At 47.4% G+C, this 14317-nt stretch carries 11 protein-coding genes and 1 riboswitch; of the genes, 4 read left to right on the plus strand and 7 right to left on the minus strand.

All coding sequences use genetic code 11. The features are described from left to right. The first annotated feature begins 93 nt into the window (after positions 1-93). Positions 94-1956, plus strand: coding sequence for a squalene--hopene cyclase (gene shc / locus AB1K91_RS06545; protein ID WP_413088972.1), 1863 nt, complete (start codon positions 94-96; stop codon positions 1954-1956). Here shc and AB1K91_RS06550 read toward each other — a convergent pair. From AB1K91_RS06550 to proB, 3 genes are all read right to left on the minus strand, one after another. Next, a complete protein-coding gene (locus tag AB1K91_RS06550) occupies positions 1953-2747 on the minus strand; it encodes an SDR family oxidoreductase (protein WP_413088973.1) in 795 nt (264 codons plus the stop codon). The genes shc and AB1K91_RS06550 overlap by 4 nt on opposite strands. Positions 2748-2758: 11 nt before the next feature. After that, positions 2759-2887, minus strand: a complete 129-nt coding sequence (locus AB1K91_RS06555; protein ID WP_255374703.1) for a hypothetical protein — start codon at positions 2885-2887, stop codon at positions 2759-2761. Between the two features lie 68 nt (positions 2888-2955). Then, positions 2956-4047, minus strand: a complete 1092-nt coding sequence (gene proB, locus AB1K91_RS06560; RefSeq protein WP_413088974.1) for a glutamate 5-kinase — start codon at positions 4045-4047, stop codon at positions 2956-2958. A gap of 197 nt (positions 4048-4244) precedes the next feature. Further along, positions 4245-4341, plus strand: a riboswitch (guanidine-I (ykkC/yxkD leader). Between the two features lie 66 nt (positions 4342-4407). On the opposite strand from proB, the gene AB1K91_RS06565 reads away from it, so the two are divergent. Together AB1K91_RS06565 and AB1K91_RS06570 are read left to right on the plus strand one after the other, a co-directional pair. After that, positions 4408-4749: a DMT family transporter gene (locus AB1K91_RS06565; protein WP_413088975.1), complete on the plus strand. Its 342-nt coding sequence runs from the start codon at positions 4408-4410 to the stop codon at positions 4747-4749. After that, positions 4749-5063, plus strand: a complete 315-nt coding sequence (locus AB1K91_RS06570; RefSeq protein WP_413089077.1) for a DMT family transporter — start codon at positions 4749-4751, stop codon at positions 5061-5063. Before AB1K91_RS06565 ends, AB1K91_RS06570 begins: the two co-directional genes overlap by 1 nt. A gap of 111 nt (positions 5064-5174) precedes the next feature. On the opposite strand, the gene AB1K91_RS06575 is transcribed toward AB1K91_RS06570, so the two are convergent. Next, the gene (locus tag AB1K91_RS06575; protein WP_413088976.1) at positions 5175-6248 is read right to left on the minus strand and encodes a branched-chain amino acid aminotransferase; all 1074 of its coding nucleotides are present in this window, start codon (positions 6246-6248) and stop codon (positions 5175-5177) included. Positions 6249-6454: 206 nt separating this feature from the next. On the opposite strand from AB1K91_RS06575, the gene AB1K91_RS06580 reads away from it, so the two are divergent. After that, entirely contained in the window at positions 6455-6772 is a 318-nt protein-coding gene (locus tag AB1K91_RS06580) for a DUF948 domain-containing protein (protein WP_413088977.1), read from the plus strand. A gap of 27 nt (positions 6773-6799) precedes the next feature. On the opposite strand, the gene AB1K91_RS06585 is transcribed toward AB1K91_RS06580, so the two are convergent. From AB1K91_RS06585 to gltB, 3 genes are all read right to left on the minus strand, one after another. After that, positions 6800-8095 (minus strand): protoglobin domain-containing protein, encoded by a 1296-nt coding sequence (locus AB1K91_RS06585; protein ID WP_413088978.1) that lies wholly within the window; start codon positions 8093-8095, stop codon positions 6800-6802. 171 nt (positions 8096-8266) lie between these two features. Then, a complete protein-coding gene (gltD, locus tag AB1K91_RS06590) occupies positions 8267-9751 on the minus strand; it encodes a glutamate synthase small subunit (RefSeq protein WP_413088979.1) in 1485 nt (494 codons plus the stop codon). Between the two features lie 15 nt (positions 9752-9766). Next, positions 9767-14314, minus strand: a complete 4548-nt coding sequence (gene gltB / locus AB1K91_RS06595; RefSeq protein ID WP_413088980.1) for a glutamate synthase large subunit — start codon at positions 14312-14314, stop codon at positions 9767-9769. Between the last annotated feature and the right edge of the window lie 3 nt (positions 14315-14317).

Raw genomic sequence — 14317 nt, forward strand, 5'->3', positions numbered from 1 at the left:
TGGATGTACCAGTCATAATCAATGATTCTTCGCATATTTTATCATATTGCGGCAGTGTTTCGTTCCATAACTCTCGCGAAAAGGGGCTGTGTCATGAATCAGGTCAATATGAATGATGTGAAGATGGCTATCGAGAAGCGCATCAGAAAGCTTGAAGAGCTTCAGCAGAAGGATGGTTCTTGGCGTATGTGCTTTGAAGGAGCGATTCTGACAGATTGCTTTTATATGTTCACCTTCACTTCCTTCGGGAAAGAGCCGGATACTGTAGAAAAACTGAAAGCACAGTTATTAAAAAAGCAACGTGACGATGGCAGCTGGGCAGCATACCCCGGTGAGAGAAACGGCAATCTTTCGGCTACTGTCTTGGCTTATGCTGCACTTCGTTTTACAGGGGTCCCAGCTAAAGAGTTACGCACTTCAGAACGCTTTATCAGCACTAATGGCGGTATCAATAAAGCCCATTTCATGATCCGCTTCATGCTTGCGATACACGGAATGGTGCCATGGCCCCACTTTTTGAAATTCCCAATGACCGCCCTGCTTGTTCCGACCACATTCCCGATTAATTTCTTCCAATTCAGCTCTTATGCGAGAATCCACTTTGTCCCGATGCTGATATTGCTGAATAAAAAGTTCAAGCGAATCAGCAAGCATAGCGTCCAGCTTGAACATCTGCTTTATGAAGATGAGTGGGATGATCTAAACGATATGCGCGCACCATTTCAATCCATCACAGATGAATGGAGCCGGCTTTCGCGCCTGCCAGCACGTCTCCATCGTGCAGGTTATTCGTATGCACAAACATATATGCAGGAAAGAACGGAGTCGGATGGAACACTTTACAGTTATGCCAGCGCCACCTTCTTCATGATCTATGCCTATCTGGCGCTCGGTTATGAAGAAAATAACCCGAAAATACAGCAGGCGCTGGAAGGCATACATGGTCTTGTCAACGAAAATTGCAATGGCATCCATGTGGAAAACTCCACATCGACGGTATGGGATACAGCCCTGCTAAGTCATGCACTTCAGCAAGCAGGTGTCCCTTTGAAACAAAGGACGATTCAATCGGCGAATCATTACCTCCTCCAACGCCAGCATGTTAAAAAAGCAGATTGGCAAATTCATCAGCCGAAAGCCGAACCTGGCGGCTGGGGATTCTCGGATATCAATACAAATCACCCCGATAACGATGATACCTCCGCTGCACTCCGCGCTATCACCAGACAGGCCCGTGAAGAGTCTTCCAGCAGGCGAGCATGGAAAAGAGGAACAGACTATTTGCTGGCGATGCAAAATAAAGACGGTGGCTGGGCTGCATTCGAGAAAGATACCGACTGGTGGATACTAGGAAAGCTGCCGATTGAAAATGCGGAAGATGCGGCCATTGACCCGTCTACGGCTGATCTGACTGGGAGAGTCATGGAATTCCTGGGAACTTACGCTAGTCTGAAAAAAGATCATGGCAGTATCAAAAAAGCTGTCCGCTGGCTCCATAAGCAACAGCAGCTGAATGGGTCGTGGTATGGAAGGTGGGGTGTTTGTTATTTGTATGGAACGTGGGCTGCATTGTCCGGTCTTGCAGCAGTCGGTGTAGAACCGACAACAAAATCGGTGAAAAGGGCTGTAGCTTGGCTGAAAGCCGTCCAGCACGAGGATGGAGGCTGGGGAGAATCCTGCCGAAGTGCAGAAGTAGGAACGTATGTCGATTTATCGATCAGTACTGTCGTTCAAACTGCTTGGGCCGTCGATGCCCTGATTGCCAGCGGAGAACAGGAGAGCGAAGAAGTGCAGCGAGGGATCCGTTTTTTGCTGACAGACCCTCTGCTGCAAGCCTCAATCGACTACCCGACCGGTATCGGTCTGCCCGGACAATTTTATATCCGCTATGAAAGCTATCCTTATATCTTTCCGCTGCTTGCACTGAGCCATTACCGAATCAAGGCAAAGTCTTAACCAATACTTTTGACCATACCGCCATCCACGACGAAAGCTTGGCCGGTAATATATGAATTTGCTGAAGAACAAAGGAAAACAGCCATCTTGGCAAATTCCTCCGGAGTTCCATATCTTCCCAACGGAATGGCTGCTTGACTTTCTTTCTGAACATCCTTCAAACTTCTGCCTTGCAGATCAGCCGCCTTCTGATCAAGCTGATCGACTCGATCGGTGTGGATTTTTCCAGGACCAAGTGTGTTGATCAAAATATTATCAGGAGCCAGTTCCAGGGAAAGAGATTTTGCCAAGCCAACGATCCCGGCGCGGAATGTATTGGACAATAACAAATTATCGATTGTCTGCTTGATGGAGGATGAAGCGATATTAAGGATATGGCCGCCTCCATTTTCCTTCATGATCGGAGCCGCCGCCCGTATGAAACGCACGAAACTTAATAGGTTCAATTCGAAAGCATCCTGCCAGTCTTCATCGCCGAAATCCAACAGCTTCCCAGCAGGCGGTCCGCCAGCATTATTGATAAGTATATCGATTGAACCAATATGCTGCGCAGCTGTTTCCACTGCACGCGAAATATCTTTCGCATCCGTAATATCACAAACCGAATAAAAAACATTTTCATTACCGGATTCTTTGATGATGTCGCTTCTTGTCTGTTTCAGCGCTTGTTCATCCCGGCTGACGATATGGACGGTGGCACCTTCTTTAGCTAACTGCATGGCTGTCGCTTTTCCAAGCCCTTTGCTGGCAGCTGCAACCAGCGCTGTCTTCCCTGTCAATCCTAAATCCATATGATCACTCCTTACTCTGCTGCTTTGGCGATTTTACTCCTGATCCAGCGAGCTGCTGTATCTTCCGGGATTTCGTATGTACCGCCTTCGCGAAGCAGTTGGTTTTTGTACATCGTCTGGACGAGCATGATTACTTTCATCTGCTGTCACTCCTTCCTGGCTTTCATTATACACCGAAGCCGCCGTGCTGGCAGGCTCGGCGGCTTGTTCATAACAATACGGTATAATTTCGGTGCACGACGGCTTTATGCCATACCGAAGACGGCCCGGTTTCACGATTTACAAGCATTTCCCGAAGATCCGCAGATGAAATATCACTGATGCCGCGGGCAATTGTATCTCCATCTGTTGTCCTGATGTCGACGACAGCAGAGGCGGAAAAAGTACCTTGCACCTCAGTTACACCGATCGGAAGCAAACTTTTCCCATGCTGCAGCAAAGCCTCTGCGGCTCCTGTATCAACTGTAAGGCTGCCGGTCGCTCTGGCATGATGCGTGAGCCATTGTTTGGTTTTGCGCTGTACTTCGGACGCTTCATCGCCGATATACGTACCAGCGCCATTGCCTCGGGAAATCTCGAGCAAATTTGATGTTTCATTTGTCGTGCCGATGAAAACTGGTACACCCAACTCAAGTGCAGTCTGAGCTGCCAGCACTTTTGAATACATGCCTCCCGTCCCTACCTTGGAACCAGATGTCTGTTCGATGCTAGCCTGCATCTCGGGAGGAATCGCATCCAGACGCTGATATCGTTTCGCATCGGGGTATGTGTTGGGATTTTTGTCGTAAATCCCATCCACATCCGTGATCAATATAAGCAAATCAGCTTTAACAAGTCCGCTTACATAAGCCGAAAGCATATCATTATCACCAAATGTAAGCTCTCGGATGGATACGGAGTCATTTTCGTTGATGATCGGGATGATATTACGCTTTAGCAGCTCCTGCAGCGTATTGTAGCTGTTATGATATTGATCGGCATTCGTGAACACATCGCGTGTCAAAAGCAGCTGCGCACATTTCATATCATATTTGCCGAATGCTTCCGTGTATGCTTGGACGAGCAAGCCTTGTCCGATGGCAGCAGCAGCTTGCTTCCCTTCGATTGTCACAGGCCTTGACGGGTATCCAAGCTGGCGGAATCCAGCTGCCACCGCCCCAGATGACACAAGAATGACTTCATATCCTTCCTTGATCAAAGCTGCGATCTGATCCGCATGCTGGCGAATTTTCGCATCACTCATCCCGCCGCCTTGTTCCGACAGCATGCTGCTGCCTATTTTTACGATTATTCTCTTCATTGATCATTCACCTTTTCGTCTGACAACTCATTTTAGTAACGATTATATAGCAAAACAGAAGCAGCTCCTAGTTTATTAATAAAAAACTTCATAGAATAACGCACTAGTTTGAACGGGATATGGTTTTCCAATGATGTATCCCTTTAAAAAAGCTTGATTTTTTCACGAAAAAATATACAATGAAGCTAACTGAATATTTGAATGCTTTCTAGGGTTCCGCAGCTGCGGTTGGTCTGGTCCGAGAGAAAGCCCACAGTATTCACTGTGCCACGGAAGGATAAAAGCCTGGGAGAAACTAGTTATAGTTACTCCCGGGCTTTTTTGTTTTCTTGGCTACCATAACATTCGGAGGTGGATCGTATGAACAAACATTGGTTCATGGTCATCGTGGCGGCTGTATTCGAGGTTTTATGGGTGATTGGACTAAAACATGCAAGTGGTGTACTGGAATGGATCGGCACGGTTATCGCTATCGTGATCAGTTTCTATTTGATGATCAGAGCTGGACGTTACATTCCGGTCGGTACCGTTTATGCAGTATTCGTAGGGTTAGGAACTGCTGGGACTTTCTTTTCCGAAATCATTTTTTTCGGTCAAGAATTTGTCCTTAACAAATTCTTGTTAGTTGTCTTATTACTTGTAGGCGTTATTGGTTTGAAGCTTGTTACAAAAGATAAAGAAACCGAAGGAGCTGATCAATGATGGCTTGGACTTCTTTGATTTTAGCCGGGTTGTTTGAAATGTTTGGAGTGGCAATGATAAACAAACTGCACAAGGACAAGAATTGGAAGTCAGTTGCATTATTAATCATAGGCTTTGGAGCCAGCTTCCTTTTCCTTTCTTACTCTATGGAAACTTTACCCATGGGTACTGCCTATGCCGTGTGGACAGGAATTGGAGCGTCCGGAGGAGCAATCGTAGGGATGTTATTATATAACGAACCGAAAGATTGGAAACGGATCATATTCATAGCTATGGTGCTAGGAGCAGCAGTGGGTCTGAAGCTGGTTTCATGAGAATGCTCATCAAAAAAGGACAGCACCTCCTGAATGTAACGTTTAGGGGTGCTGTATACTATATGCCCTTATGACTAGGCTCTATCCTTCGTCATTTGATGAAAGTCCAACTCATTCGACCTCGACTGTCCAGCCGAATGTATCGTCTGCCTCGCCCTTTTGGATGCCGACGATTGTATCATAGACTCTTTTGGCAACCTCACCGGTCACGCCATTGTTGATTTCGTATGTTTCGCCTTCATAGAACAGTTTTCCGACGGGCGAGATGACTGCTGCTGTCCCAGTGCCGAATATTTCTTCAAGTTTGCCTGTCTTTTGCGCCTGAACCACTTCAGCAATCGTAACACGTCGTTCAGTTACAGGGTATCCCCAATGCTTCAATAGATGAAGGACACTATCGCGTGTGACACCTTGCAGGATGCTGCCGTTCAGCTGCGGTGTAACGATTTCGCCGTCGATTTTGAAGAATACGTTCATACTTCCGACTTCCTCGACATATTTCTTCTCCACTCCATCGAGCCAAAGAACCTGGGAATACCCGGATTCCGCTGCCACTTCCTGCGCTTTCAAGCTGGCAGCATAGTTACCGCCGGTTTTCGCATCACCAGTACCACCTTTGACTGCACGTACATAGTCATTCTCCACTGCGATGCTTACCGGGTTGAGACCTTCTTTGTAGTAAGCGCCCACAGGGGACAGAATGATGATGAACTTGTAGCTGATGGATGCAGCTACGCCAAGGAACGGTTCCGTCGAGATGATGAATGGACGGATATAGAGTGATGTTCCTTCGGCAGTCGGGATCCAATCCTTCTCGACCGAAATAAGCTGTCGCAATGCTTCCAATGCCAGTTCTTCATCCAAACGCGGAATGCATAATCTGTCATTCGAACGGTTCATACGTTCGAAGTTTTTGTCCGGACGGAACAGCAAAACTTTTCCTTCTTTCGTCACATAGGCTTTCAAGCCTTCAAAAACAGTCTGGCCATAGTGGAAACACATGGCTGCCGGACTGAGTTCAAGTGGTGCATATGGTACGATCTGCGGATCATGCCAACCTGCTTCGGCTGTATAATCCATTGTGAACATATGGTCCGTGAACACCTTTCCGAATTGAAGCGTGCTTGCTTCCGGTTTCTCTTTTAAATTTTCGCTGCGTGTAAATGCAAAGGTTTGTTGTTTCAAAGCTAGGACTCCCTGTCATTTTAGATTTTCTTTTTCTTTAAATTGTACCTAATGATAGAATATTGCGACAACAATATCTTATCAACAGATTATAAAGGAGATTACAGACAGATTCAACCTAAAATTTTAACAAAATCACTTTCTATATGTTACGATGGAGAAAGATCAGGGAAAAGAAGAACAGATACATAAAGGAGGGACGGCAAATGGAAACGGGTACAATCATGTGGATCATCTGCGGCATCATCGTAATCGGCGCTCTTGCAGTCGCTGCAGTCATGATCATGAAAGCTGTAAAGTCAATGCTTGCAACGAAGAATAAAATCAATAAGACGATGGCACCAATGCAAGCGGACATGCAGACGATCAAACAAGAGCAGACAGTCCTGCAGCAGCATCAAAAAGATATTCAGGAAAACGTCCAATCCATCACGGAAGGCACAAAGACAGTCATCTCTTCGGTCAAACAAGCGCCTTCAGCATTGAAACAGCAATTCAAGCAAACACAATATGGAAACAAATAACCAGCAGTCACTTGACTGCTGGTTTCTTTATGCTTCTGTCAGTTCATTCAATTGACGCAAAATACCTTCTGCCTGCTCCATGGCCCCTTTCACATCCGTGAGCTCAGCTGAAAACCGTTTGATACTTTCCTCTGTACGGCTGCTGATCTGTTCATTGCTCTGGGAATGCGTCATGATGTTTTCGAATTTACTTGTGACATCCCCAAGCTGCACCGTACCGCTGGAAATCAAATCTTCCGCCGTTGCCATGTACTTGCTAACATTGCTGATTTGAGCGTAAGTATCTTGAATAAGCGATGCGACATCGGAGACAGATGTTTTCGTCTCTTCTGCTAGTTTCCGGACTTCACTTGCGACAACAGCAAAGCCTTTCCCCTGCTCGCCAGCCCGAGCCGATTCAATCGAAGCATTAAGGGACAGCAGATTTGTCTGCTCGGCAATACCTTCGACCAGACTTACAATGCTGCCGATTTTTGCCGCTGCTTGCTCCAAAGCGGTTAGTTCTTGCTGCACCATCTTCATCTGCTCTCCGATGCGCTGCATCCGCTCCTGTTGGGATGCAAGTCCTGTTTGTCCTTCCTCAGAGTGACTCACTACTTCTTTTGCTGTATGTTTCGTTTCATTACTCTGCTCCGTCAGTGTTGCCGAGAATGCGACCAGCCCTTCTACAGCTCGGTTCACCTGTATGAATATGCTTGTAAGGCTCTCGGAAGTAACTTGAATACGCTCATGCAGCTTATCTTGCGTTGTAATATGTTCAATATGTACTCGTTCATGTTCTGTATTGTAAGCATCCAATACAATTTGCTGTTCGATATTGAAAATTTTCGTCGTAGCCAGAACTGCTGTACGATAAGCACGGAAGTCAGTAATATGCTTTTCGTAAATGGACAGCATCTGCTGCAGAAGATCTTGGAAAGCTCCCATATACCATTTCGGTTCCAAGCCGATTTTGGCATGAATCAAAGCGATTCGTTTGCGTTTCTCCACATAGTCTCCGTCTACTTTGCCATCAAACATTTCCTCGATATGCCGCTTCAATGTTTGCTTCAGTCTGTCAACGGAGCTATTTTTTTCGATGATTGCAAGCAAATTACCTTGATTTGTAATGTTATGATAAAAACGACTCACAATATTGTCGATTTCCTGATAAACTAGCGGTTGCATATTGATCAAGATACGCAAATCCTCTGCCGTCAAATGGATCATATCCAGTTGCTTCCTGAGCTCGCCACCGATTTGCATTACTACTTTGGCTTCTTTTGTTTGATTTGCATGTTCCTCGGTTTCATTATTTCTCTCTTTTTTTCGTTTTAATAACATTCTGGTCCTCCTTATTGAATCCCCCATTTCTACATTATCGGTTGAACAGCAGAAAAATCAAGGTGTCCTTCCAAAATACTGGCAGGATTTCTCACAAGTTGCTGGCTCCGTAACCTTTTTCAGGACATAATAAAAGCAGAACTTCCGTCAGGCGGAAATTCTGCTTCATGATTAAGGTAAAACTGTCTCACCCATAAGCTTTAGATCAACTTGTTTGGCCACGTCTCTGCCTTCGTTGATTGCCCAAACGATCAGACTTTGTCCTCGGCGGGCATCGCCGGCAGCGAATACGTTCTCGACATTCGTACGATAGTCTCCGTAAGCTGCTTCGACGCGTTTGTTTGGCGTAACATTGACACCGAATTCAGTCAGAAGCGGCGTTTCGGTACCTTCGAAGCCGATAGCGATCAATACGAGCTCAGCAGGCCATACTTTTTCGGATCCTTCAACTTCCTGGTAGACGAACATGCCTTGTTCATTACGGACTTTCTGCATATCGATCGTATGCAATTCTTTTAGGTTTCCTTGCTCATCCTTGACGAATTTCGTTGTCTGGATGGAGTATTGACGCGGGTCTTTGCCATAGACCGCTTTTGCTTCTTTGTGCGCATATTCCAAACCGAATACATGCGGATATTCCGGCCACTGGTTATCAGCACTTCGAGCAAGCGGCAGCTGTGGATGTTTACCAAATTGCGTAACGCTTTTCGCCCCTTGGCGGACAGCCGTTGCGATACAATCTGCACCAGTATCCCCGCCGCCGATGACGATGACATCTTTACCGGCAGCATCGAACTCAGGCTGAATGGTTTGTTTGTCATCAAGCAGCGCCTTCGTGGAAGCTGTCAGATAATCCATTGCGATGTGGATGCCTTTGGCTTCCCTTCCTTTGATGACAAGATCGCGCTGTTTCTGTGCACCCGTGCAAAGGATGACCGCATCATACTGTTCGCGAAGCTCCTCAGCAAGGATATCCTTGCCGATTTCTGTGTTCAGGATAAAATCGATACCTTCCTGGCGCAATAAATTGACACGGCGCTCGACGACTTCTTTTTCAAGCTTCATATTCGGAATACCATACATTAGCAAACCACCGGCACGATCAGCACGCTCGTAAACCGTTACGGAGTGCCCGGCTTGGTTCAGCTGATCTGCGCTTGCAAGGCCTGCTGGACCGGAACCGATGATGGCTATCTTTTTGCCAGTCCGTTTCTTCGGGATACGCGGTGTGATCCAGCCATTTTCAAAGCCTTTATCGATGATGGCCCGCTCAATATTCTTGATGGTCACTGCCGGGTCACTGATTGCCACCGTACAGGAACCTTCACAAGGTGCCGGGCAGACACGGCCTGTGAATTCCGGGAAGTTATTGGTCAGCATCAATCTCTCCAATGCTTCTTTCCATTTCCCCTTATACACCAGGTCATTCCACTCCGGAATCAGATTGTAAATCGGACAGCCGGATGTAGCACCGCCGATTTCCATGCCGATATGACAGAACGGTGTACCGCAGTCCATGCAGCGAGCTCCTTGTGTCTTCAGCGTAGCATCAGAGAAAGGAGCGGCGTATTCGTTCCAGTCCCCGGTGCGCGTTTTCGGATCGCGTTCAGTTGCTTCTTCTCTTTTGTAGTCGATAAAACCGGTTGCTTTCCCCATACTTCCACCTCTTTCTTAATGTACAGCTGCTGGTTTCTCGGATTCTTTCACTGGCTGCGGCTGCTGATTCTTTAATACAAATGCCTCCATGGCCGCTTCCTCCTGAGAAAGTCCAAGTTCACGCTGTGCATCGATTTGATGCATCATGCTGCGGTAATCAATTGGAATCACTTTCACGAAGTAAGCTAGCTCCGTTTCCCAGTTTTCCAGGATGAAGGACGCTTTTTCACTTTCCGTGTAAACAGCATGCTTCTCGATCATACTCCGAAGCTCTGCAATTTCTTTTTTATCGGTTAACTGTTCAAAATCGATCATTTCCGTATTGCAAAGCTGTTTGAATGCTTCACGATTTGCAGTGTGGACATAAGCGATGCCGCCGGACATTCCGGCTGCAAAGTTTTTACCCACTTCACCGAGTATGACAACCTTACCGCCTGTCATATATTCACAGCCATGCTCCCCGATTCCTTCCACAACTGCTGTCGCGCCGCTATTGCGCACAGCGAATCGCTCACCAGCCATACCGTTGATATAAGCTTCGCCTGAAGTAGCTCCATACAGCGCCACGTTTCCAGCGATTACTTGATGGGCGGCGGATGCTTGGAATTCAGCTGGTTTTTTGACGATCAGTTTTGCCCCGGATAAGCCTTTGCCGATATAGTCATTGGCATCTCCTGTCACCTTCAGGGTCATTCCTTTCGGTGTAAAAGCACCAAAGCTCTGTCCCGCTGAACCGTTAAACTGGAGGTTCACGGAATCTTCCGCAAGACCTGCCTCGGCAAATTTCTTGCTGATCTCGCTGCCTGCAAGCGTTCCAGCCACGCGATTGATATTGCGGATCGGCAGTTCCAGATTCACTTTTCCTTTGCCAGCAAGTGCTGTTTCCAGCTGCGGCAGGATGTCTGTCGTATCCAATGCGATATCAATCTTATGGTTCTGCGGCGTACTGTAAGTCCGCGGTCCATCGATTTGATGAAGCAGTCTGCTCAGATCAAGCTGTCCTGCTTTCCAATGCGATTTTGCTCGTTCGGAAACTTCCAGTACATCGGTACGGCCGACCATTTCCTCCATCGTGCGGAAACCGAGTTCTGCCATGATTTCCCGTACTTCCTGTGCAATGAATGTCATGAAGTTGACGACATGATCAGGATCACCCATGAATTTCTTGCGCAGCTCTGGGTTTTGCGTCGCGATGCCGACAGGGCAAGTATCGATATGGCAGACACGCATCATGACACAGCCCAAGACTACCAATGGAGCTGTTGCAAAGCCGTACTCTTCCGCCCCAAGCAATGCTGCCATGACGACATCACGGCCAGTCATCAATTTACCGTCGGTTTCCAAACGGACGCGGTCTCGCAAGCCATTCAGCATTAGCGTCTGGTGTGCTTCTGCCAGTCCGATCTCCCATGGAAGACCAGCGTGCTTGATACTTGTTTTCGGAGATGCCCCTGTGCCGCCATCGTAACCACTGATGACGATAACGTCAGCAGCACCTTTGGCTACGCCGGCTGCAATCGTACCGACGCCGCCTTTGGCAACCAATTTAACGCTGATTCTTGCATCGCTATTGGCATTCTTCAAATCGTGGATCAGTTGCGCCAAATCCTCGATACTGTATATATCGTGATGCGGAGGTGGAGAAATCAAACCGACACCTGGAGTCGATTTTCGAACGTCCGCAACCCATGGATACACTTTCTTGCCTGGCAGCTGTCCGCCTTCCCCAGGTTTTGCTCCTTGTGCCACTTTGATTTGCAGCTCATTTGCCTGCACAAGATAAGAGCTCATGACACCGAAACGGCCGGAAGCAATTTGCTTGATGGCACTGCGACGATAATCCCCGTTTTCATCCGGTGTATAGCGCTTAGCGTTTTCGCCACCCTCACCACTGTTACTTTTTCCGCCTAAACGGTTCATTGCAATGGCTAATGCTTCATGCGCTTCTTCACTGATGGATCCGAAGGACATTGCTCCTGTTTTGAAGCGGGTCACGATGCTTTCCACCGATTCGACTTCTTCAAGCGGAATCGCCTTCGTTTTCTTGAAATCAAATAAGTTGCGAAGGAAGCCAAGTCGTTCTTGATCGGCAGCTTCGGTATATTCTTTGAACAAATCATAATTATTGCGACGGCATGCCCATTGCAGCGTATGGATCGTTTTCGGGTTGAACGCATGATGTTCCCCGTTTTTGCGCCATTGGTAGTCACTGCCTGTTTCAAGGGCTGTTGTTTGTGATTTATAAGCCTCTTGGTGGCGTTTTTTCGCTTCTAGAGCAATCGTGTTCAAATCAATTCCATCCACTTGGGATGTTGTTCCGGTGAAATACTTGGAAATGACTTGATGGCTGATCCCGACTGCTTCAAAGATTTGTGCCCCACGGTAGCTCTGGACAGTACTGATCCCCATTTTGGACATGACCTTGACGACGCCTTCGGTCATTGCGGCGGCATATTGTCTGATGGCGTCAGGATATGACAATGCAATATCACCATTTTCGATTGCTTCCTTCACTGTTGCATACGCTAGATAAGGATGGATGGCATCTGCACCATAGCCAAGAAGTGTAGCAACATGATGCACTTCCCTCACTTCCCCGGCAGAAGCGATCAAACTGACTTTCGTCCGAAGGCCCTTGCGGACAAGATGCTGATGCAAACCGCTCACAGCAAGCAGCGACGGGACCGGTACATAAATATCGGACATGAGTCGGTCTGTCAGCACAAGAACGCTGACCCCTTTGCTGATTGCTTCTTCCGCTTCCTGGAAAATGCGCTGCATGCTTTTCTTCAGATCTTCCCCGAATAATGTGTGGATCTCCTGCAGCTTGAAATCACCGCTTTTATCAGACACCAGCTGTTCCAGCTGATTATTTGTAATGACAGGTGATGCCAATTTGATCCGCCGGCAATTTGTTTCATCCGGATGCAGCAGATTGCCCTCTTTTCCGAGATAAGAAAGCGTACTTGTGACGATTTGCTCCCGATACGCATCAATTGGCGGGTTCGTTACTTGGGCGAATAGCTGTTTGAAATAATTGAACAATGATTGCGGCCGATCAGACAGCACGGAAAGTGGCGTGTCATTCCCCATCGCTCCGATCGGGTCTTTGCCTTCCGATACAAGCGGAACAAGATACTTCTTCACATCTTCATAGGTGTAGCCGAAAGCTTTCTGTCGCGTGACAAGGTCCTCGATAGCACTATCATCCGAAACCGTCCGGTCGTGAAGTTCCACGATATTCTCATCCAGCCACTTTTGATAGGGCTGTTCCGCAGCCATTTCCCGCTTGATTTCCCCGTCAGGGATCAGACGGCCTTGCTCCATATCCAATAGCAGCATTTTGCCAGGGCTGAGTCGATCTTTAAGCAGGACATTTTCTTCTTCGACATCAATGACGCCTACTTCAGAGGAGAGGATAAGATGATCATCTTTCGTCACATAATAGCGGCCTGGACGCAAACCATTACGGTCAAGGACTGCTCCGATTTGTTTTCCGTTCGTGAATGAAATGGCTGTCGGTCCGTCCCATGGCTCCATCAATGTGCTATGATAAGCATAAAATGCACGTTTTTCTTTATTCATGTATGGGTTCTTATCCCATGGTTCCGGAATCATCATCATGGCGGCGTGAGCCGGTTTGCGACCCGCAAGCACGAAGAATTCAAAAGCATTATCCATGATGGAGGAATCACTTCCGTCCGTATCAAGGATCGGCAGGATTTTCGCAGTGTCCTTACCGAAAGCTTTGGAAACCAGTTGCTTCTGACGGGCGCGCATCCAGTTGACATTCCCTTGCAGTGTATTGATTTCTCCATTATGGATGAGATAACGGTTTGGATGGGCACGTTCCCAGCTAGGGAATGTATTTGTACTGAAACGGGAGTGCACAAGTGCAAAGGCACTTTCAAAAAGCGGATCTTTAAGATCGAGATAGAACTGATCCACTTGCGCAGAAGTCAGCATCCCTTTGTAGACGATCGTTTCACTGGAAAAGCTTGCGAAATACAGATGCTGCTGCATTTGTTTTGCTTCGTTTTCCGCTTGCTTGCGAATCACGTACAGCTTGCGCTCGAATGGGAGTCCTTTTTCAGTCTGTTTCCCGATACCGACGAATAGCTGACGGACAAAAGGCTTCACATCGCGTGCCATCGTGCCGATGTGCGTGTCATCGACAGGTACAGTGCGCCAGCCGATTACGTGCTGCCCTTCCGCTTCCACAAGCGCGCTGATCTTGTTTTCCAATTCTTCTTGCTGTGCATCCTGTGTGTTGAAGAAGATCATGGCAACGCCGTAAAGCCCGGCTTCAGGTAAAGAAAATTCCGTCTTTTCGGAAAAATAACGGTGTGGAAGCTGTACCATGATCCCTGCTCCGTCCCCTGATGCGGGATCGCTTCCTTGACCGCCACGGTGATCCAGCTGACATAATAGCTGCAATCCTTTTTGAACGATATAATGGGCGGCTTTCCCCTTCATATGCGCGTACAAGCCGATACCGCATGCATCGTGCTCGAATTCCGGGCGATAAAGGCCTTGTGCTTTTGGTAGAAAATGAAATGCCATTAT

The organism is Terribacillus jepli, from assembly GCF_047228925.1.
In the GTDB taxonomy this organism is placed as follows: domain Bacteria; phylum Bacillota; class Bacilli; order Bacillales; family Amphibacillaceae; genus Terribacillus.